Annotated in this window: 25 protein-coding genes and 1 pseudogene; 4 read left to right on the forward strand and 22 right to left on the reverse strand. The window is 69.4% G+C overall.

Annotated features, from left to right (window positions below; all coding sequences use genetic code 11):
• Both merB and V5A19_RS05965 read left to right on the forward strand, forming a co-directional pair.
• Positions 1 to 333, forward strand: a 333-nt coding sequence (gene merB / locus V5A19_RS05960; RefSeq protein ID WP_332318363.1) for an organomercurial lyase, incomplete at its 5' end; no start/stop codon positions are given.
• Positions 300 to 728, forward strand: a complete 429-nt coding sequence (locus tag V5A19_RS05965) for a MerR family DNA-binding protein (protein ID WP_443081424.1) — start codon at positions 300 to 302, stop codon at positions 726 to 728. The genes merB and V5A19_RS05965, both read left to right, overlap by 34 nt.
• Positions 729 to 732: 4 nt before the next feature.
• Here V5A19_RS05965 and V5A19_RS05970 read toward each other — a convergent pair whose 3' ends face one another.
• The 8 genes from V5A19_RS05970 to V5A19_RS06005 form a co-directional block, all read right to left on the reverse strand.
• Positions 733 to 1,344: a class I SAM-dependent methyltransferase gene (locus tag V5A19_RS05970; RefSeq protein ID WP_332318365.1), complete on the reverse strand. Its 612-nt coding sequence runs from the start codon at positions 1,342 to 1,344 to the stop codon at positions 733 to 735.
• Positions 1,341 to 1,760: a hypothetical protein gene (locus V5A19_RS05975; protein ID WP_332318366.1), complete on the reverse strand. Its 420-nt coding sequence runs from the start codon at positions 1,758 to 1,760 to the stop codon at positions 1,341 to 1,343. Before V5A19_RS05975 ends, V5A19_RS05970 begins: the two co-directional genes overlap by 4 nt.
• Positions 1,761 to 1,847: 87 nt before the next feature.
• The gene (locus tag V5A19_RS05980; RefSeq protein WP_332318433.1) at positions 1,848 to 2,129 is read right to left on the reverse strand and encodes a TSUP family transporter; all 282 of its coding nucleotides are present in this window, start codon (positions 2,127 to 2,129) and stop codon (positions 1,848 to 1,850) included.
• A gap of 92 nt (positions 2,130 to 2,221) precedes the next feature.
• Positions 2,222 to 2,596, reverse strand: coding sequence for a sulfite exporter TauE/SafE family protein (locus tag V5A19_RS05985; RefSeq protein ID WP_332318367.1), 375 nt, complete (start codon positions 2,594 to 2,596; stop codon positions 2,222 to 2,224).
• On the reverse strand, positions 2,593 to 3,360 hold the full coding sequence (locus V5A19_RS05990) for an ABC transporter ATP-binding protein (protein WP_332327737.1): 768 nt from the start codon (positions 3,358 to 3,360) through the stop codon (positions 2,593 to 2,595). The genes V5A19_RS05985 and V5A19_RS05990 overlap by 4 nt, the downstream gene beginning before the upstream one ends.
• A 4-nt stretch (positions 3,361 to 3,364) precedes the next feature.
• A complete protein-coding gene (locus V5A19_RS05995; RefSeq protein ID WP_332318369.1) occupies positions 3,365 to 4,558 on the reverse strand; it encodes an ABC transporter permease in 1,194 nt (397 codons plus the stop codon).
• The gene (locus V5A19_RS06000; RefSeq protein WP_332318370.1) at positions 4,559 to 5,704 is read right to left on the reverse strand and encodes an efflux RND transporter periplasmic adaptor subunit; all 1,146 of its coding nucleotides are present in this window, start codon (positions 5,702 to 5,704) and stop codon (positions 4,559 to 4,561) included. It abuts the gene before it with no gap.
• Between the two features lie 246 nt (positions 5,705 to 5,950).
• Positions 5,951 to 6,121, reverse strand: coding sequence for a hypothetical protein (locus V5A19_RS06005; protein WP_332318371.1), 171 nt, complete (start codon positions 6,119 to 6,121; stop codon positions 5,951 to 5,953).
• A gap of 60 nt (positions 6,122 to 6,181) precedes the next feature.
• Between V5A19_RS06005 and V5A19_RS14320 the strand changes: the two genes are divergently transcribed.
• Positions 6,182 to 6,460, forward strand: coding sequence for a sensor histidine kinase (locus tag V5A19_RS14320; RefSeq protein ID WP_443081425.1), 279 nt, complete (start codon positions 6,182 to 6,184; stop codon positions 6,458 to 6,460).
• On the opposite strand, the gene V5A19_RS06010 is transcribed toward V5A19_RS14320, so the two are convergent.
• From V5A19_RS06010 to V5A19_RS06035, 6 genes are all read right to left on the reverse strand, one after another.
• Complete coding sequence (locus V5A19_RS06010) at positions 6,351 to 7,085, reverse strand: hypothetical protein (protein WP_332318372.1); 735 nt, start codon at positions 7,083 to 7,085, stop codon at positions 6,351 to 6,353. The genes V5A19_RS14320 and V5A19_RS06010 overlap by 110 nt on opposite strands.
• 117 nt (positions 7,086 to 7,202) lie before the next feature.
• Positions 7,203 to 7,694, reverse strand: coding sequence for a DsrE family protein (locus tag V5A19_RS06015; protein ID WP_332318434.1), 492 nt, complete (start codon positions 7,692 to 7,694; stop codon positions 7,203 to 7,205).
• Positions 7,695 to 7,931: 237 nt separating this feature from the next.
• Complete coding sequence (locus tag V5A19_RS06020; RefSeq protein WP_332318374.1) at positions 7,932 to 8,486, reverse strand: rhodanese-like domain-containing protein; 555 nt, start codon at positions 8,484 to 8,486, stop codon at positions 7,932 to 7,934.
• A gap of 47 nt (positions 8,487 to 8,533) precedes the next feature.
• The gene (locus V5A19_RS06025; protein WP_332318435.1) at positions 8,534 to 8,965 is read right to left on the reverse strand and encodes a DsrE family protein; all 432 of its coding nucleotides are present in this window, start codon (positions 8,963 to 8,965) and stop codon (positions 8,534 to 8,536) included.
• On the reverse strand, positions 8,928 to 9,932 hold the full coding sequence (locus V5A19_RS06030; RefSeq protein WP_332318375.1) for a VTT domain-containing protein: 1,005 nt from the start codon (positions 9,930 to 9,932) through the stop codon (positions 8,928 to 8,930). The genes V5A19_RS06025 and V5A19_RS06030 overlap by 38 nt, the downstream gene beginning before the upstream one ends.
• Entirely contained in the window at positions 9,922 to 10,788 is an 867-nt protein-coding gene (locus V5A19_RS06035) for a sterol desaturase family protein (protein WP_443081426.1), read from the reverse strand. The genes V5A19_RS06030 and V5A19_RS06035 overlap by 11 nt, the downstream gene beginning before the upstream one ends.
• Before the next feature lie 96 nt (positions 10,789 to 10,884).
• On the opposite strand from V5A19_RS06035, the gene V5A19_RS06040 reads away from it, so the two are divergent.
• A complete protein-coding gene (locus V5A19_RS06040) occupies positions 10,885 to 11,577 on the forward strand; it encodes an ArsR/SmtB family transcription factor (RefSeq protein WP_332318377.1) in 693 nt (230 codons plus the stop codon).
• A 43-nt stretch (positions 11,578 to 11,620) separates the two neighbouring features.
• Here V5A19_RS06040 and V5A19_RS06045 read toward each other — a convergent pair whose 3' ends face one another.
• The 8 genes and pseudogenes from V5A19_RS06045 to V5A19_RS06085 form a co-directional block, all read right to left on the reverse strand.
• Entirely contained in the window at positions 11,621 to 12,223 is a 603-nt protein-coding gene (locus tag V5A19_RS06045) for a Spy/CpxP family protein refolding chaperone (RefSeq protein ID WP_332318378.1), read from the reverse strand.
• A gap of 100 nt (positions 12,224 to 12,323) precedes the next feature.
• Complete coding sequence (locus V5A19_RS06050) at positions 12,324 to 12,713, reverse strand: DUF302 domain-containing protein (RefSeq protein ID WP_332318379.1); 390 nt, start codon at positions 12,711 to 12,713, stop codon at positions 12,324 to 12,326.
• Positions 12,714 to 12,740: 27 nt separating this feature from the next.
• A pseudogene (locus tag V5A19_RS14325) lies at positions 12,741 to 14,815 on the reverse strand (copper-translocating P-type ATPase).
• A gap of 301 nt (positions 14,816 to 15,116) precedes the next feature.
• Positions 15,117 to 15,920 (reverse strand): YVTN family beta-propeller repeat protein, encoded by an 804-nt coding sequence (locus V5A19_RS06065; protein ID WP_332318381.1) that lies wholly within the window; start codon positions 15,918 to 15,920, stop codon positions 15,117 to 15,119.
• Positions 15,921 to 16,191: 271 nt separating this feature from the next.
• Positions 16,192 to 16,380: a hypothetical protein gene (locus V5A19_RS06070; RefSeq protein WP_332318382.1), complete on the reverse strand. Its 189-nt coding sequence runs from the start codon at positions 16,378 to 16,380 to the stop codon at positions 16,192 to 16,194.
• A gap of 66 nt (positions 16,381 to 16,446) precedes the next feature.
• A complete protein-coding gene (locus tag V5A19_RS06075) occupies positions 16,447 to 16,683 on the reverse strand; it encodes an SHOCT domain-containing protein (RefSeq protein WP_332318383.1) in 237 nt (78 codons plus the stop codon).
• 57 nt (positions 16,684 to 16,740) lie between these two features.
• Positions 16,741 to 17,529 (reverse strand): copper resistance protein B, encoded by a 789-nt coding sequence (locus V5A19_RS06080; protein ID WP_332318384.1) that lies wholly within the window; start codon positions 17,527 to 17,529, stop codon positions 16,741 to 16,743.
• Positions 17,530 to 17,548: 19 nt separating this feature from the next.
• Positions 17,549 to 19,357: a copper resistance system multicopper oxidase gene (locus V5A19_RS06085; RefSeq protein WP_332318385.1), complete on the reverse strand. Its 1,809-nt coding sequence runs from the start codon at positions 19,355 to 19,357 to the stop codon at positions 17,549 to 17,551.
• Positions 19,358 to 19,491: the final 134 nt, after the last annotated feature.

Below are 19,491 nucleotides of genomic sequence, written 5' to 3' on the forward strand. Positions count from 1 at the left end.
GCCCTGTTCCTGCCCGGGCTCATCGGCGAGGAAGCGGAGGTGACCAGCCTGTGTCCGGAAAGCGGCGACGACATCCGCCTGCGGGTGGCCCCGGAAGGGGTGCTGGACGCCGAGCCCGAGGACATTCGGCTGGCGATTACGGTGCCCGACCCCGGGGCGGCCCGCGCCGATGTCCGCCACGCCTTCTGCTGCGACGTCCGGTTTCTGGTGGATTCCCGGGCCGGTGAGCGCTGGCAGCGGCAGCGCCCGGGGGTGCGCCTGATGGGTCTGGAGGAGGGCCATTGCCTGGGGGGGGCGGTATGGGCCGCCCTGCTCGGGGAGGAAGGCCCGTGAGCGGTGAGCGCACCATCGGCCGGCTGGCCGCGGAGGCGGGGGTGAATGTGGAGACCGTGCGCTATTACCAGCGGCGGGGGCTGATGCCCGAGCCGCCGAAGCCCCGGGCCGGTTTCCGCACCTACGGCGAGGAGGCGGTGGCCCGTCTGCGCTTCATCCAGCGGGCCCAACGGCTCGGTTTCACCCTGCGCGAGGTGGCCGAGCTGTTGGCGCTGGGTGACGGCGCCTGCGATGAGGTCCGGGAGCGGGCAGCCGCCAAGCGGGCCGAGATCCAAACCCGCATCCGCGACCTGGCGGCCATGGAGGCCGAGCTGGGGGAGCTGGAGCGCCGCTGTCACCGTGGCGAGCAGGCCGGGTGCGCCCTGGTGGCGGCGCTGTCCGACCCCGCCGAATGAGGCCCTAGACCCGCCGGAAGAGGCAGCCCACGAACTGCTGGGGCTGGCCGCCGGGGGTGCGGTGCTCCTCCGCCTCCACGGCCACTTGCTCGAACCCGGTCCCCAGGGTGGCCTGCAGGGACGCCGGCGAGTAGCGAACCACCGGCAAGCCGCTGCAGCGCTGCGGCCCCTCCGGGCCGAAGGTGGCAATGACGGCAAAGCCGCCCGCGGGGACGGCGGCCTCCAGGTTGGCCAGGTAGGCGGCGCGATCGGCCGACTCGGTGAGGAAGTGGAACACTGCCCGGTCATGCCACAGGCGGTAGGTGCGCTCCGGCTGCCAGGTGGTGGCATCGGCCTCGATCCAGTGCACCGCCTCCGCGCGCTCGCCCAGGCGGGACCGGGCCTGATCCAGGGCGCTCGCCGCCAGGTCCAGCACGGTCACGTCCGAATACCCCTGTGCTAGCAGGGCGTCCACCAGGTGAGAGGCGCCGCCGCCCACGTCGATGACGGGCTCGTCCGGGGTTAGCCCCGTTCGCTCAATGAGCCGCACCGACATCAGGGGTTGCTCCTGGTGCCAGGAGACCTCGTCTTCGCCCTTGTCGCGGTAGATTTGCTCCCAGTGGTCCTTGCGGGTCATGCCAGGACTCTCCCATGCTGGGCCGCCTCAGGGGGCAGCCAAGCCGCTGTCTTCCAGCAATGGTGCGGGCCTTGCTCATCCCATCCAGGCCCCGAGTGCCTTCGCAACCTGTCGGCGAGAATGAATTCCTCCCACAGGGCCGGGTTTGTGGGGGTCTCGACAAAGACCAGGGCCGCCCCTTCTGCCTCCTCCCGGCTGGCCAGCTTGGTCTCCAGGGCCCGGATGGTGGGGTTCATACCCTTGCCGGTGTAGAGGCTGGCGATGCTGCGCCCCTCCACCGCGTCGAGCACGGCCCCGGTGTCCGGGAAGCCGAAGGTGGTGGTGTACAGCGGCGTGTGCGGGCTGCCGTGGGCCTCATCGGCTTCGCCGGCGTGGACGCAGCGGGTGGCGAGGCGGGCGGATCGGGTCGAGCTCACTGGGGATCCCCGGGTGCAGGTATGGGAAGATTAAATTCAATCAACCTGTTGAATACTATAGATGGGGGGTTCCGTCAACGGTACCCTTCAGCCGCTCCAGGCCTCCAGGGCCATCCGGGCCGCCACCCCCAGCAGCAGGAGGGCGAAACTGAGCCGAACCGCTCGGGAAGACAGGCGGCGGTGCATGATCCGGGGGCCCAGCTGGCTTCCGGCGATGACGGCAGCGGTGGCGCCAAGCATCAGCAGGGGGTCTAGCTTGACCCGGAGGGCGTGTCCGGCGAACCCGGCGAAGGAGGGCAGGACGCCCACCAGCGCGGTGGTGGGCGCCGCCCGCTTGGCGCCGTAGCCGGCGGCCAGGAGGGCTGTCAGCCTCCGCCGATGCCCAGCAGACCGGCGACGACCCCCACGGGGAAGCCGATCGCCGCCATAAGGGCGGGATGGCGACGGCCCGGCACCTGATCTTAGGGTCGGGTATCGGCGCCCGGCCGTCCCATGTGGACCGCGGCCACCACCAGCGCTAGGGCGAACAGTTCCAGCAGGGCCCGCTCGGGAGCCACGCCGGTCAAACCGGCGCCCAGCGGGGCCCCCAGCATGGCGGCGACGGCCATGGGCCAGCCACCCCGGAGGTCGGCCAGTCCGGCGCGGAGGTAATACAGGGCCGCCGACAGCACCGTGACCCCGTTCAGCCACAGGGCGGTGGGGATGGCGACGGCCTTGAGGTCGAAGCCCAGGCCCACCAACAGGGGCACGTACAGGATGGCCCCGCCCAGGCCGAGCATGGAGAACGCAGCGGCAAGCAGGAAGATCGCCCCGCCAGCCGCCGCGATCGCCGTCACCCGCCCTTCCCTTCCCCCGACGCCCGCGGGCCGGCGGCGTCCTCCGTGAGGCGGCCGTCGGCCAGGCGGCGGATGGTGTCAAAGCCCTCGATCATGCGCTCGTCGTGGGTGACGGCGATCACCGCCGAGCGGCTGTCGCGGGCGATGTCCTTGAGCAGCCCCATGACCCGGAAGCCGCGCTCGGTGTCCAGGGAGGCGGTGGGCTCGTCGGCCAGGATCAGCGGCGGCTCGTTGGCCAGGGCCCGGCCGATGGCCACCCGTTGCTGCTCACCGCCCGACATGGCCGCGGGTAGCGCCTCCGCGCGGTGACCGATCTCCAGGTAGTCCAGCAGCTCCCCCGCCCGCTTCCGGGCCCGGCTCCGCGGCACCCGGTTGAGCTCCAGGGCCAGCTCGATGTTCTCGCGCGCGCTCAGGAAGGGGATCAGGTTGGACCCCTGGAAGATGAAGCCGATGTTGCGGCGCCGGAAGGCGCGCAGATCCAAGCCGGTCCAGCCGCCGTCGTAGAGGGTGGTGCCGCCGATGGTGATGGTCCCGGCGGTGGGCTCCTCCACCAGGCTGACGCACAGCAGCAGAGTGCTCTTGCCCGAGCCGCTCGGGCCGAGCAGGGCCATGAGCTCGCCTGGCTGCACCGCGAAAGAGACATCCCGCAGGGCGGTAACCGCCAGCTCGCCGCTGCCGAAGACCTTGTCGACACCGGTAACCGTCAGGATCGTTTCTGCGGCCGGCTCGCCGGAACCGGGGCCTTGTGGGGCCGGGGGGGTCATGGGGCTAGCCCGCCAGGGCCGCTGCAGGCGGCGTGCGCAGGGCCTTGCGGATGCCCACCAGGCTGGCCAGCACCCCGCCGACGAACAGGATGGCGAAGGTGGTGGCGGTGTCCGCGGGCAGCAGCACCAGGCGGCGCGGGAAGTCGTCCTTGATCGCCAGGACCAGTCCGTAGGCCAGGCCGAAGCTGGCCACCGTGATGACCAGGGACTGCTCCAGGGTGAGCCGGACGATCACCCAGTTGCCGGCGCCCATGAGCTTGAGGGTGGCGATGGCCCGCAGCTTGTCCAGGGTCAGCACGTACAGCAGCAGGGCAATGATGACGATGGCGACGCCGATCAGAAGGCTGCGGAAGACGCCCAGGACGGCGGTCATGGATTGCAGCCGGCCCTGCATGAGCAGGGCGCGCTGCTCGGCTGTGGAATAGACGCTCTGGTAGAGCCAGTCCTCGATGTGGGCGGCCACCCGGCTGGGGCCCGCCGCCGGGGCAAGCTCCACCAGAACCGCGCTGATGGTGCTGGTGGAATCCCCCAGCAGGGCAAGGAGGCGCTCCGCTTCCGCGCCGCGGTAGCCCGCCTCCGCCAGCCGGTCCCGATCCCGCGCTTCTTGCGCTTCCCGGGCCCGATTGTCGATGCGGTAGAGGACTCTCTGGGCGTCGGGCAGGGCCAAGTACAGCACTGGGTTGCCGCCCGTATCCACGCCCTGGTCGGTGAGGCCCACCACGGTGTAATCGTGGATCCCGAGATGGATGGAATCCCCCACGGACAAGCCGAGGTCGACATTGGCCACCACCTCGTAATGGGTGGCCCGGATGGGGCGGCCGGCGGTGATCCGGTCGGGCCCGCCCATGCCGCCGAAGACCTCGTAGCCCACGATGGTGAACTGGCGCTCCTCGCCGGCCAGCTCCCGCTGCACGCCGTAGCTGATGAAGGGATCGGCCCGGGCCACGCCGGGGGTGGCCTGGACGCTGTGCTTGAGGTCCTCGGGGATGCGGGAGGATTCGTTGAAGGGCCCGCCCCGGTCGCGCTGCACCACCCACAGGTCCGCCCCGGAGTGGCTGGCCAGCCACAGGCCGTCGGCGATGTTGCCTCGGAAGATGCCGTTCATGATGAGCACGATGGCCACCAGTAGGCCCACCCCCACCGTGGTGGCGAGGAATTTGCCCAGGTGCTGACGGGCGTCGCGGACGGCGAGGTCCATTCAGCCGCCCTCGCCGGACGAGGGCGCGACCCGGTCCCCGGCCGCCACTGACCCGGGGGCGGTGATGATCCGGGCGCCCGCCTCCAGGCCTTCGCGCACCAGGGCCCGATCCCCCTCGGTAGCCGCTAGCTTTACAGGTCGAAGGCGGGCGCGGCCGTCGACCGTGATCAGAACATGGGCCTGGCCGGCCCGGTAGACAATGGCCGAGGCCGGGACGACAAGGCCGGAAACGGTCTCCGTGCGGATGGTGACCCGGGCCTCCTCGTTCAGGATGATCCGCTCCGGGGGCTCCCGGAAGGCGATGTCCACCGCCAGCTCACGGGTGGCGGGGTCGGACAGGGGCTCCACCCGGGCTACCTCCCCCGCCAGCTCCGCCCCCGAGCGCAGGCGGATCCGGGCCGGCTGGCCCTCGGCCACCCGGCCCACCACCGTCTCGTCCACCCGCGCGGTGACCCACAGGGTATCCGGGTCGATCACCCGCAGCAGGGGCGTTCCGGGCTGCACGGCCTCCCCGGGCTCCGCCTGCCGCTCGATGACCAGGGCGGGCCTCTGAGCGGTGACCCGCGCATGGCCCAGCCGGGTGCGGGCCTCTTCCAGGGCGGCCTCGGCCCGGGCCACCTCGGCCTCGCGGGCGGCGAGATCGGCCCGGGCCCCTTCCCGGGCCGCCCGGGCCGAGCGCAGGGCGGTCTCGCTGGCGTCCAGATCCTTGGCCGAGACGAACTCGTCCGATTCCCGGTTGCGCCGGTGGTCCCGGCGGGCCCGTTCCAGCTCCGCCCGCGCCTTGTCCACGGCGCTGCGGGCGGCTTCCGCCTGCTTGCGGGCAGCGGCCAGGGAAGCCTCGGCCTGGCGGACGGCGGCGCGCAGCTCGCGGTCATCGAGCGCCACCAGGGGCTGGCCCGGCGCCACCCGGTCCCGCTGGTCAACGTGGATCGCCTCGACCTCGCTGGCGATCCGGGCGCCCACGGTATACTCCAGGCGCGCCTCCACGGTACCCGGTACCCCCAGCGTGGGGCGCAGCTCGCCGGGCTCGGCGGCCACCACCGGTACGAAAACGGGACGCAGGACGACGAAGTAGACCGTGCCCGCGGCGAGCAGGGCCACGGCCAGGCCGGCCAGCGACCAGCGAACGGCATGGCGGGTGGTCATGGGGTATGCGCTGCCTTTTCGATCGGCGGAATGGCGTCCGGATCGATGCTCAGGAAACAGGCAATCCGTCCCACTGGGGGAGGCCGAGGAAGCCCAAGGTGGCGCCCCTCGTAAAAGGGGTCAATGATCGCGGTCAACGAGCCCTTCACACCGGGTCGGGCTAAAAGCCCCTCCGACAGGTGAGGCGGTGCCCCCGGACCAAAAGCGGTTGTGGGAGGGGCCACTGGCCCCGACGCCTGTCCCCGGCTATCCGCCCGCGCCTTCCGGCGGCGCCACGGGCTCGGGCATGTCGTAGTGGCGATCCCGCGGCCACTCCACCAGCCGGAAGGCATTGTGACAGTTATTGCAGCTGGTCACCGCCTCGCTCAGGCGGAGGAGGACCCGGGTACGGTCGCCCGTCTCCGCCGCCCGGCGCACGGCGGGCAGGGGCTCGCCCTGTTGACCCGCGAAGGATCGGACGGTTTCCTCCTAGGTGCCATGCCTGCATGGCCTGCCGGATCTCGCCCCCGGTCCTTCCGGAAGGCGGCGGCGCGCATAACGGACGAAGGGCCGGGCATGGCGGAGGGGGAGACGGCCCGGCTCCTGGAGGCCTTCAGCCGGGGCGGGGAGGCGGAAGGTCAGGCGGGATTCGGCCTGGGGCTGGCGGTCACGCGCCGGGTGATAGAGGCCCACGGCGGCCGCCTGGAGGTGGCGAACCGACAACGGCGCGGGCTGAGCGTGACCCTCCGGCTGCCCCTGCCGGATGCGGCCGGTTAAGTCCCGCCTGCTGGCCTCGGCGCCATTCCGCGCAGCGGCCCCGGTCCCCGGGCTCGCCACCGTCGGGGGGAGCCAGGCGCTGCGGATCCGTCCCCGGGTCGGCGACGGCCGCTGCCGGCACCGTGCCTGCAGCCAGCAGATGGCGCGGGGTCACCCCGTGGTATTGGGCCAGGAGCTGGAGATTGGCGAACAGGAACTGGTCCGGAGCCTCGGGAAAGGCGGTGGTGGTGAAGGCGGCCACGTGGGCCAGGTTCACCGCCCCGCCGTGGAAGTGGCTGGCCCGCCAGTAGCGGTCATCCGCCCCGGGCGGGGGCACCGACTCTAGGACCAGCATGTAGGGATAGGCCCGCTTGGCGGGATGGGGGTGGTCCCCGGGCGTCGGGTAGGCGACCACCTCCTGCAGCAGGTAGGGCTGGCCCTCCTTGACGAAGCCACCGGGGAAGGAGAATCCCGAGAGGTAGACCTCCCGGCCGATGTACTGGCCCATTTCGGCCACCAGCTCGTGGTAGCGCGGGGAGGGCCAGTCGGCGGGCAGGCCGCCTCCCGCCGAATGCGCGCCCGGATCCATGCCGTCGGGGACGGGCAGGGTGCCGTTGCCGGCCTTGGGGTGGTTACCACTCGGCACTGCTCGCCCCCGGTGGTGATCCCTCAGCCCGGCCCGGTGCTCCTCGCCGGTGGCGCGAGCCTCGGGCGGGAGGCTTCCAGAGTGGGCATGGGGGCCGCGGACCGGTTCCGCCCACGATCAGTGGATGCCGATGATGGCGTAGCCCTTCTTCTGATAACCGATGAAGGAGGCGTAGCTGTTGGCCACTACTGCGACCTCCTCCTGAATGGCGTCATTGTCCACACCGAAGGCCTGGTTGGCGAGGGCACAGGCCTCCACCCGGACTCCGTCGAGGCCGAGGAGGTTTTCCAGGTTGGCCCGGAAGTCCTTCACCGGCTCCTCGATGTCCAGCGGGATCTCGGACAGATCCTCGGTCAGGTAGTGGACATTGCGCCCGTGGAAGGCGAGGACCATCTTCGGGTCCAGGTCCGCCTCCTTGAGGTCCTTGTAGGTCTGGTGGAGGACCTTCATCTGGAGGGCAAGCGGGCGGGGCTTGGACAGGGTGATGTTCCACACCACCTTGCCGTCCTCCACCCCCTCAAGGGCGCGGGCATTGGTGGGCTGGGCGGTGCCGGTCAGGGGCACGGTTACCAAGAGCAAAGCGAAGGCAAACGGCAGGAGAGCGCGCATCACGGACCCTTTCACTGGTTGGGGGTCGAGGGGGCGAGGCAACTGGCCATGCATGCGTGCTTTTTCAAAAACGGCCTATCCGCCTCATTCAGGGATGGATGGCGGTTGTGGGAGGGGCTACCAGCCCCGACCCGGATGGCAGGCCCTTCCTGTCGCGGCCAATGGCCGCTCCCACAGGACTCGAGCCCGACTTCCGGCATACTTCCTGACCGAACCGGAGAGCCAATTTTAAAGAAGTTAATTGAAAAATAGGTAGTAGGGCCTGTCAATCCCCTCGCTTGCTACCGCCTTCCTGAGCCGGGGCGGATGAGGCGGTTGCGCTGATGGGTGTGCCGGCTTATTCCAACTCCTTGTACGCCTCGAAGCCGCCTTGGCCTTCCAGGCGTCGAAGCCGCCGGCCAGGACCTTGACGTTGGTGTAGCCCACGAGCTTGAGCGCCAGCGCAGCCTGCGCCGACAGGCTGGAGGTGTTGCAGTACAGCAGGAGGGGCTTGTCCTTGGGCAGACGGTCGCGGTTGTCGAGGACCGTGCGCCATTCCACGTGGATGGCCCCGGGAATGTGGTTCTCCTCGTACTGACCGGCGTCGCGGGTGTCGACGATGACGAAGCGGTCCCACAGGTCCGGGGTGATCTGCTCAGGCCGGACGTTGCCGTCGCTGTAGGCCTCGAAGGCGAAGTGCTCGGACAGTGCCGATTCCACGGCATCCTTGGCCGCTGCTGGCGCGGCCAGGGTCAGGCCGCCGAGGAACAGGAGGCCGGTTGCGGCGCGGCGGGAAGCGTTCGGAACGGACATGGACGGTCCCCTCGTTGGTGGGTTAAACGGATGAATGTCGGGGCCGGTCAGAACGAGAGCACGCTGTCGCTTTCGGCGGTCCAGGCGGCCAGGGCCTTCATGGAGCCGCGCTCGATGCCGGGGCGCAGATCGGCGTCAGTGACGCCGAGCTCGTCGAGAGCCTTGCCGCAGGCGGAGACGGCCATATCGGCCGCCATGAGCTCGGCCATCAGCTCGCCCTGCTCGGGATGGGCGCCCTCCGCGGCGAGGGCGACTGCGCCCCGCAGCAGGTGGACCCGGACGGCGTGGCCCTCGGCCAGGGCGGCGCCGGCGAAGCGCAGGGCCTCCCCGGTGGCCCCGGGGTGTGCGCCTAAAGGCGCCCCCCCGTAGTAGCTTAGATCGGCGAAACCGGGCCGGGGTCGGCGGCGGGATCGGTCTGGACGGTGACGAGGGTGGCCTGGGTCATCCGGCTGCCTCCTCGGGGTGGTGGTGATTGGAATCGCCGCCGGCCACCGGCAGGCCCACCCGGTTCCAGGCGGTCATGCCGCCACGCACCACGTGGACGTCGGCGAAGCCGTTGCGGGCGAGGATGTCGGCGGCCTTGGCCGAGCGCCGATCCGTCTTGCACAGCACGGCGATGGGCTGCTCGGTGGCCTCGGCGAGCTCGTCGAGGCGGTCCTCCAGCTCGTCGACGGGGATGTTGCGGATCCCCCGGACCTGGCCCAGCTCCCCGGTGAGCTCCTCCGGCGAGCGCACGTCCAGCAGTACCAGGTCCTCGCCGGCCTGGCGCCGGCGCTCCACATCTTCCGGATCAAGCATGGGCCGCCGCCGCAGCCTGGCCACCAGCCGCGGCAGGAACGCAGCCACCGCCAGCAGGGCCAGGCCGATCAGGCCCTTCTGGATCAGGCCCTCGGCGCCGCTCGCCGCCTCCCGGCCGACGTAGCCCAGATAGGTGTAGGCCAGCGCCCCGGGGGCCATGCACACTAGGGTGGCCACCACGTAAGGCACCACCCCGATGCGGGTCAGCCCCAGGGCGTAGTTGAGCAGATTGAAGGGGAATAGCGGCACCAGCCGGGTGAAGGCCACGAACCGCCAGCCCTCTGCCTCCACCCCTTCCTTGAGCTGCTTGAGCCGGCCGCCGGCCTTGGCCGCCGCCCAGTCCGAGGCCAGGTAGCGGGCGATCAAAAAGGCCAGGGTGCCGCCGACAGTGGCCCCGGCCAGATTCACGGCCGTCCCCAGGACCGGTCCGAACAGGGCCCCTCCGGCCAGGGTCAGGACCGACCCAGGAATGAAGGCCACCGCCCCGAGGATGTAGATCCCCAGGAACAGCAGCGGCGCCAGCGCTCCCGCTCCCTGGATCCAGGCCTCGATATCGCCGGGGTCGATGCGGCCGCGGTAGACTAGCCCCACCCCGATCACGGCGATCAGCAGCAGCCCCAGGACCCAGCGCAGGCGTCTAGGCGTCATCGGTTTTCTCCTTGAAGCGCTGGTTGATGGGGTACTCGGGCGTGCCGCCCCGGAACGGGATGGTCACCAGCATGCCGTCGAGCCACTCGGCCGTGCGCGGCTGGGCGACGCTGTGGATGCCGATGGCCATGCCCTCGTGGCCCTTGCGGGGCTGGTCGCGGTAGGTGCCCAGCAGCCGGTCCCACCAGGGCAGGTTGAAGCCGAAGTTGCTGTTGGTCTCGTCGCCCTCGACCGAGTGGTGGACCCGATGCATGTCCGGGGTCACCACGATCCAGCGCAGCACCCGGTCGAGGCCGCGGGGCAGGCGGAGGTTGGAATGGTTGAATATCGCCGTGGCGTTGAGCAGGACCTCGAAGATCAGAACGCCCAGGGCGGGGGCCCCCAGCGCCGTCACCGCGCCCAGCTTGAGCACCATGGACAGGATGATCTCGATGGGGTGAAAGCGCAGGCCGGTGGTGAGGTCGAAGTCGAGATCGGCATGATGGACCCGGTGCAGGCGCCACAGCGCTGGGACCGCGTGGAACATCACGTGCTGCAGGTAGACGATCAGGTCCATGGCAATCACCGTGGCGGCCACGGCCACCGCATAGGGAACGGGCCACTGATTGAGCAGGCCCCAGCCTTGCTGTTCGGCCATCACCGCGGCGCCCACCGCCGCGGCCGGGAACAACAGCCGCAGTACCACGGTGTTCAGGGCCACCAGGCCCAGGTTATTGAGCCAGCGCACGCCACGCCTCAGGTTGCGCTTGCGTCGGGGGTTGGCAGCCTCCAGCAGGCCGAAAAGCACCAGGACGCCGATGAAGATGCCTAGGCGGATCTGGGCCTCATAGGCGAATATCAGCTCCGAGACGGTCATGGTGTCGGGACCTTGGGCGGTGTTTAGCTTGGGGTTATGTTTAGACGGCAAATAACCTATCCTTGTTCAATTGGTTAGTCAAATAGTGGAACGGCCATGAGCAGCGACTTCAAGCACCAGCTTTCCGAGCAGTTCGCGCGCGTGGGCAAGGCCCTGTCCAATCCCAATCGGCTGGAGCTGCTCGAGTACCTGGCCCAGGGGGAGCGCAGCGTGGAGGCCCTGGCCCAGGTCTCGGGGCTGTCGGTGGCCAACGCCTCCCAGCACCTCCAGCAGCTGCGCCGGGCCGGTCTGGTGACCACCCGCAAGGAGGGGCTGTACGTCTATTACCAGGCCGCTGGCGATGAGGTGGTGGAGCTGTTGGAGGCCTTGCGGCGGGTCGGCGAGCGCAACCTGGCCGAGGTGGAGCAGCTCATCCGCTCCAACCTCGCCACCAAGGACCGCATGGATCCCCTAGCCGCCGAGGAGCTCCTGGAGCGGGCCCAGGAGGGGGATGTGACCGTGCTCGATGTGCGTCCGGCGGAGGAGTACGAGGACGGCCACCTGCCGGGAGCTGCCAACGTGCCCCTGCAGGAGCTTGGGGAGCGCCTGGAAGGGCTGCCGAAGGACCAGGAGGTGGTGGCCTATTGCCGCGGGCCCTACTGCGTCCTGGCCTACGAGGCGGTGGCCCGGCTGCGGGAGCAGGGCTACCAGGCCCGGCGCCTGGAGTACGGTTTTCCGGAGTGGAAGGCCGAGGGGCATCCAGTGGAAGAAGGACCGGAGGGCGATTCGGACTCGGAGGGAGAAGTCTAGCTCCGGAGGTCCCGCCGGCGCCCCATGCCTGCCTAGGCAGCGGTTAGCGGTTATGCATGGGCATGTTGCCGCTGCCGCTGTCCCCGCCCATGCGCATCTGACGCATGTTCTGCATCCTCTCCTGCATCTGTTCGCGCTGCTCCTCGGAGAGGTTCTGCATCATCTGTTGCATCCCCTCCTTGCGCTCCTGCATGAACTGCTGGCGGTTCTTCCGGACCTGAAGGAACAGCTTGCCCACCTTCTGGGCGCTGGGCTCATCCTTGGCTAGCTCCTGGGACAGCTCCCAGCGCCGGAGACGCATGTCGCCCATCCGGTCGGCGCACTTGGATGCCATCTCCTTGTGAATCTCATTCATCTGCTCGACCTGGTTCCTGTCCAGGTCGAGCCGGGCCATGGGCCCAGGACCCATCATGCCCATGCCGCCGGACATCATGCCGGGGCCCATCATGCCGCCCCCCATCATGCCCTGACCTTGACCCATCATGCCGCTCATGTGGCCTTGGCCGCCCATGCCGCCGCCCATCATGCCGGAGTGGCCCTGCTTCATCATGGGCATGTCCTGCTCCTCGGCGCTGGCCGGACCCGCCAGGGCCAGGGCGGCCAGGGTGCCCACTACCATGCCGATATTGCGAATGCCTCGGTTCATGGCGTTTCTCCTTTTTGCCATTGGAAAAGATGAGGCCGTAGGGGGTGGCACCTCGAGCCCGCCATCCGCCCCCCTGAAACGGACGGCCGGCATTTGCAGCTCACTTGGCCAAGGCCTCCCGCACCCGGTCTAATCGGTCCCGGACCTCGCCGGCTACCTTGGCGATGTCCGGATTGTCGGTGAGGTTCATCACGGCCTGGGGATCCATGAAGCCCACCGTCTGACTGCCGTCGGGCTCCTCGCGGACGATGACGTTGCACGGCAGCAGCATGCCGATGTCGGGGTCCGCCTGGACCGCCTGGTACGCCAGCGGCGGGTTGCAGGCACCCAGGATGGTATAGGGCCGCAGGTCGGCGCCCACCTTTTCGTGCAGCTTGTCGGCCACGTCGATCTCGGTGAGGACGCCGAAGCCCTCGGCCTGCAGGGCCTCGGTCACCCGCTCGCGGGCGTCGGCAAAGGTCGTATTCAGCTGGGTAGAGAAGCCGTACATAGGAAAACCCTCCCTTTTGATTGATGGTCAGGCCGCCTCGACGGCGGCCCCCTTGGGCCGGAACCGCTCCAGCAGCTTGGCGTTGATGGCGACGATGATGGTGGACACCGACATCACCGCCGCGCCGGCCGCCGGCGGCAGCAGGAAGCCGACCCCGTAGAGCACGCCGGCGGCGAGCGGGATGGCGACGATGTTGTAGCCGGCGGCCCACCACAGGTTCTGGATCATCTTGCGGTAGGTGGCGGCGGACAGCTCGGTGACCGCGGCCACGTCGCGCGGATCGGAGTTGACCAGGACGATGTCTGCGGACTCCACGGCGACGTCGGTGCCGGCGCCGATGGCGATGCCCACGTCCGCCTCCACCAGGGCGGGGGCGTCGTTCACGCCGTCGCCCACCATGGCCACGGCCAGGCCGCGCTCCTTCACCTCCCGGATTTGGGCTGCCTTCTGATCCGGCAGCACCTCGGCGAAGTAGTCGTCCAGGCCCAATTCGGTCGCTACCGTCCGGGCCACCTGCTCGGAATCGCCGGTGAGCATCATGCACTGGATACCCATGGCCTTGAGGCGGTCGATGGCCTCGCGCGATTCCTCGCGGACGATGTCGGCCAGGGCGACGGCGCCCACAGCCTCGCCGTTGCGAACCACGTAGACCACGGTCTTGCCCTGGGCGGCCAGCTCGCCGGGGCGGTCGCTGGCCATCGCCAGGCCCTGGCGCTCGATGGTGCCGGGACTGACCACGCGCACGTCGGCGCCGTCCACCCGGGCCTCGACGCCTTCCCCGGGCAGGCTCTGGAAATCGGCGGCCTTGGGCACCGACAGGTCTCGGTCCTGGGCGCTTTCATGGATGCCGCGGGCGATGGGGTGCTCGGACTGCCGCTCCAGTGCCGCCGCCAGCCCCAGGACTTCGTCCTCGCCCAGGTTATCCAGGGCCACCACCTCGCTGACCCCGAAGCGGCCTTCGGTGAGGGTGCCGGTCTTGTCGAAGACGATGGCGTCGACGTCCCTGGCCCGCTCGAAGGCGGAGCGGTCGCGGATGAGGAGGCCGTTGCTGGCGGCCTTGGTGGTGGACACCGCCACCACCAAGGGCACGGCCAGTCCAAGGGCGTGCGGGCAGGTGATGACCATCACCGTGACCATGCGCTCCAGGGAGAAGTCGAAGGCGAAGCCCGCGGCCAGCCAAACCGCCAGGGTCACCGCACCCACGGTCAGGGCGATGTAGGTGAGCCAAGCGGCAGCCCGGTTGGCCAGGTTCTGGGTGCGCGAGCGCGACTCCTGGCCTGGCGCACCATTTCGATGACCTGGGACAGGTAGGTGTCCGCGCCGGTCTTGCGGATTTCCAGGGTGAGCGCGCCCTCGCCGTTGACCGCCCCGCCGATCACCTCGTCGCCCGGGCCCTTGCTCACCGGCCGGGACTCGCCCGTGAGCATGGACTCGTTGAGGCTCGATTTGCCGTCGACGATCTCGCCGTCGGTGGGGATCTTCTCGCCCGGCCGGACCAGTACCCGGTTGCCGGGGCTCAGCTCCTCCACCGAAACCTCCTCGGTGTCCCCGGATTCGCCCAGGCGGTGGGCGGTGGCCGGCATGAGCTTCACCAGGGCCTCCAGGGCCCCCGAGGCGCCCATCACCGAGCGCATCTCGATCCAGTGGCCCAGGAGCATGACGTCCACCAAGGTGGCCAGCTCCCAGAAGAACACCCGGCCGGTCAGGCCGAACACCACGGCGGAGGAGTAGACGAAGGCCACCGAGATGGCAAGGGCGATCAGGGTCATCATCCCTGGCTGGCGCTGGCCCAGCTCCGAGGCCAGGCCGGTTAGGAAGGGCCAGCCGCCGTAGAAGAACACCGCCGCCGACAGGGCGAACAGCACGTAGCGGTCGCCGGCGAAGGCCAGCGCCTGCTCCAGGCCCATGAAGCCCTGGATCATGGGCGACAGGGCCAGGATGGGCACGGTCAGCGCCAGCGACACCCAGAACCGGCGGCGGAAGTCGGCGATCATGGCGCCGTGATTGTGGCCTTCATGGCCGTGACCGCCGTGCCCGTGACCGCCATGCTCCCCCTGGCCGTGAGAGTGCTGGGTATGGTCGTTATGTGCCGTTGGGTTCATGGGGCTCTCCGAAGCGGGGCAAAAGTGGCGGTAAGGTTAGCCTCAGAGGCCGCTACCATGGCCGGCGCAGTGGCTTGCATGGTTTAAGAACCTTGTTTCGACATTGGGCCAGGCGAGAAGGCAATGCAATGGCGAAGGCCCCTGAACTGGCCGAGAAAGCCCCTTATGGCCAAAGGCATGTAGGAGCGGCCATCAGCCGCGACCTGTGGATAGGGCCCCATAGGTCGCGCTCGGTGAGCGTTCCTACAGCAGCCCATTCGGATCGGCGGCCCTTTTCCTGAGCCAGCCGGACTTTCCACGTTCAGGGGTTGCCGACATGGGCCAGCCAGAAGGGACTCTTGCCGGGCTTGACGGTTTTGACCACCTCCAGCTCCTGGAGGTCGATCACCGCCACCTCATCGGGCCCCGTGACGGCCACATAGGCGTACCGGCCGCCGGCGGCGGCCCGCACACCATGGGGCCCCTGGCCCACCTCGATCTGCTTGATGCGCTCGAGGCTGTCCGCGTCGATGACATTGACCACCGAGCGGCCGACGCCGGTGGCGAGCAAGTAACGCCCGTCCGGCGTGACATCCACGCCGTAGTGCGGCGGGCTCAGCGGAATGCGCGCCACCACCTCGCCACCGGCGATGTCGGTGACCGTCAGATCCCGGGAGCCGATGTTGGCCACGTAAAGGCGCTCGCCGTCAGGCCCGATATCGACGTTGTGCGGCGACTCGCCCGCGGGCAGCTCGCCGGTCTTGGCCAGCCGAGCCATGTCGAGGACCGCCACCGACTTCTCGCCCTGGAGGGTCACGTAGGCGCGCGAGCCGTCGGGTGTGAATACGCTGTTGTGGGGCGTGTCGCCCACGGTGATCTCCTTGGTCACCGCCATCCGGCCCAGGTCGATGACGCTGACGCTGTCCGAGCCCTCGTTGGCAACCAGGGCGTAATCACCCCCGGGACCGATCTTGACCCCCTTGGGGCTGTTGCCCACCGGGATGGTTTTGCGCAGCGCGCCGCCCTTGCGGGCGTTGTAGACGTAGACCCGGTTCTCGGCACTGGCCGTGGCTGGTGCCCCGCCCCAGAAGTGCGCAGGGGTTCTGCGAGCCGGGATGGCGGGCACCGCAAGGAAGCGCGACGCCGGCGGGCTGGTTGCCCGTCCAGGAGCGCTGACGCCGCGCCGTCCGCCATCGCGGCTCGCCCGGAGGGAGCGTCTGCGCCGGCCCAGCGCTGTGTTGCGCCTCCTCGACGGGCAGGGAGCCCGCCTTCGTCGGCGCGCCTTGCTCTGGACCGGCGCAGATCGCTCAGAACCCCTACGCACTTCTGGGGCGGGGCACTGGAACCCAGCGCTCGTCGGGCCCCACGGTGATGTAGGTCATGCCCTTGCCCGCCGGCTAGGTGGCGCCGGCGCCCAGGTCGGCTACCGCATCGGCGCCTTGCAGGGTGGCGTAGGTCTGGGCCGGTCGCGGGCTGTTCGCCTCCGGGGTCTCGGTGTGCATGCCGGCGCAGGCGCTCAGGCCGACTGCGCCCACGACCCCGAGTAGGCCAACAAGCAGGCGCTTGGCAGATGGTTTATGCGTCATGAGGGTTCCCCTCGATTGTTGCTGGGTTCGTCGGGTTTGGGTTCGCCCGCCGGGAGGACGGTTGGCTCATTCCTCCAGGTCGGTCCGTTTACGCTGGTATTCCTCGCGGTCGATCTCGCCGCGGGCGTAGCGTTCTTTGAGCACCTCCAGGGCCCGGTTGGAGCCGGCGCCACCGCCTCCCGCGGCCGAATTCTGGGAGCCCTGCCGGACCACCCAGGGGACCAGGGCCACCAGGACCACGATCACCAGGATCCAGATCAACGGCCCGCCAAATCCCATGCCGAATCCGCCGTTACCCATCATGCGCTCCTCCTATCAGGGAAGGGGGGCCGCCGCGCGGGCCCCCGGTGTCGGTTGAGCTCAGAACCACATCCGGATGCCGGCCAGCGCGGTCAGGCGGCTGTCGTCGTTGCCCTCGGCCTCGGCCAGGTCGGCCGTGTCGCCCAGCTTGCGGTTCCAGGAGACCCCCACATAGGGAGCGAACTCCCGCCGGATCTCGTAGCGCAGGCGCAGGCCCAGCTTGACGTTGGTCAGGCCCTTGCCGACGCCGAAATCCGCCGCCTCGGAGAAGGCGTAGGCGGTCTCGAAGCGGGGCTGGAGCACGGTGCGCTGAGACAGCAGCCAGTCGTACTCGAGCTCTAGGTCGGCCGAGGCGTCACCGTCCTCGGAAACCCGCAGGTTGGCATCGGTCTCGAACCAATAGGGAGCCAGGCCCTGGATGCCTAGGACCGCGAAGGCGCGGTCGTGGTCCGGTCCGGGACCGTACTCCCGCTCGTAGCTCACACCCGCCTGGATGTCCCAGAAGGCCGAGATCAGGCGACCGTAGAGCAGGTCCAGGGTCTCCAGGTGACCGCCTTCGCCGCCGGGGTCGATGACGTCCTCGCCCTCGCCCTCTAGCCACAGGCGGTTGGTGTCGCCCCCGTACCAGCCGATGAACTCGTAGTTGAGGGTGTCCTCGTCGTCGCCGGCGGCGTATTCGAGACGGTCGAACAGCAGACGGCCCTGGTAGTCGTCGTGGATCGGCGCCTCCCAGCCGCGCTTCTCGGCGTATTCGGCCTGGCCGTCGGCGACGGCGCTGCCCGGCAGCGTGACCAGGAAGCCGGCGAAGGCCAGGACGGCGAAGGGTGTCGTCGTGGTATTGCGAGTCATGATGGTCTCTCCGATCCGGTTAGGCGACTTGAACGACGCGGGCCATCCCGGCCTTCATGTGGTAGAGCAGGTGGCAGTGGAAGAACCAGTACCCCGGCGCGTCCGGGGTGATCCGGGCCGACAGCATCTCCCCCGGCTTCATCACGATGGTGTGCTTGCGCGGGCGATACTCGCCGTGGCGGTTCTCCAGCTCCATCCACATGCCGTGGAGGTGGATGGGGTGGTCCATCATGGTGTCGTTGACCATGATCAGCCGCAGGCGCTCGTCCCGGCCGAATTGGATGGGGCTGTCCACCTCGCTGAACTTGTCGCCGTCGAAGGACCACATGTAGCGCTCCATGTTGCCGGTGAGGTGGAGCTCGATCTCCCGCTCCGGCTCCCGGCGGTCCGGATAGGGACGCCGGGCCCGCAAGTCGTTGTAGACCAGGACCTTGTGGTCGGTGCCCTGCAGCCCCACACCGGGGTCGTCCAGGCGATACTGCGGGTTCATGGCCACCATGGCGGCGCCGGGTCCGTGCTTGTCGGGGGCGTGGCCGATATTGCGTCCGGCCAGCGGCCACCCGTCATGGCCCTGCCCGCCGCTCATGCTGCCGTGGTCCATGCCGTCGCCTTCCATGCCGGAGTCGTTCATGGAGTCCCCCTCCATGGAGTCGCCGTCCATGGCCATGTGGTCCATCCCCATGCCCATGTCCGACAGGCCGCGCTCGGGCACCGGGCGCAGCTCGGGCACCTCGGCCGCCATGCCGGCTTGGGGGGCGAGCGTGGCGCGGCCCATGCCGGAACGGTCCATGGCCTCGGCGACCAGGGTGTAGGCCTGCTCGCCCTCGGGCTCGACGATGACGTCGTAGGTCTCGGCCACGCCGATGCGGAATTCGTCCACGGCCACCGGCTCCACCGGCTGGCCATCGGCCTCGATGACGGTCATCTTCAGGCCCGGGATGCGCACGTCGAAGAAGCTCATGGCCGAGGCATTGATCACCCGCAGCCGCACGCGCTCGCCGGCGTTGAACAGCCCGGTCCAGTTGCCTTCCGGGCCCAGCCCGTTGATCAGGTAGGTATAGGTGGCGCCGGTGACGTCCAGCATGTCGCGGGCGCTCATGCGCATCTGCCCCCACATGCCGCGCTCCATCCGGGCCTTGCTCCAGCCCTTGTCGGCAACGTCCTGGAAGAAGTCCCCGACGGTGCGCTTTTGGTAGTTGTAGTAGCCCTCGGCCACCTTGAGCTTGCGGAAGACATCGTCTGGATCTTCGAAGGTCCAATCGGACAGGACCACCGAGTAGTCGCGGTCGTAGGCGGGCGTCTTGGGGACGGCCTCGGCGGGGTCGATGACCAGGGCGCCGTACTGGCCGAGCTGCTCCTGCAGGCCGGTGTGGCTGTGGTACCAGTAGGTGCCGCTCTGCTTGACCGGGAAGCGGGCCTCGAAGGTCTCCCCGGGGGCGATGCCGGGGAAGGTCACCCCGGGCACGCCGTCCATCTCGAACGGCAGCAGGATGCCGTGCCAGTGGATGGAGGTGGACTCCGCCAGCTTGTTGTGGACACGCAGCACCGCGTTGCGCCCTTCCTGCAGCCGGATGATGGGGCCGGGCACGGTGCCGTTCATGGTGATGGCCTCGGCGGTGCCGCCGGCGATCTCGATCTCCTGGCGTTCGATGGTGATGTCGATGATGTCGGTATCGCCCTCGCGTCGCCGGGGCGCCTCGGGGTTGCCGGTCTGGTTCCAGGCGAACGCCGGGAACAGCCCCTGGACCCCGGTAAGCAGGCCCATGGCGGCCATGCTCTGCAGGAACCGGCGCCGGTTGAAGGGGGATGGGTCGTATTGCTTGCTCATTGAGCCTCTCCTGGTTAAGGAAAACCAAAGCACTTGCCGTCAGGATGCTCGACCGGATCCGGCGCGGTGGCCGGTGCTTGGTCGGGCGGTGGACGGTCGCAGCGGATTGGTGCCCCGCGAGCTCCGGACACACC

Origin of the sequence: Thiohalorhabdus sp., assembly GCF_036628635.1 — a bacterium.
In the GTDB taxonomy this organism is placed as follows: domain Bacteria; phylum Pseudomonadota; class Gammaproteobacteria; order Thiohalorhabdales; family Thiohalorhabdaceae; genus Thiohalorhabdus.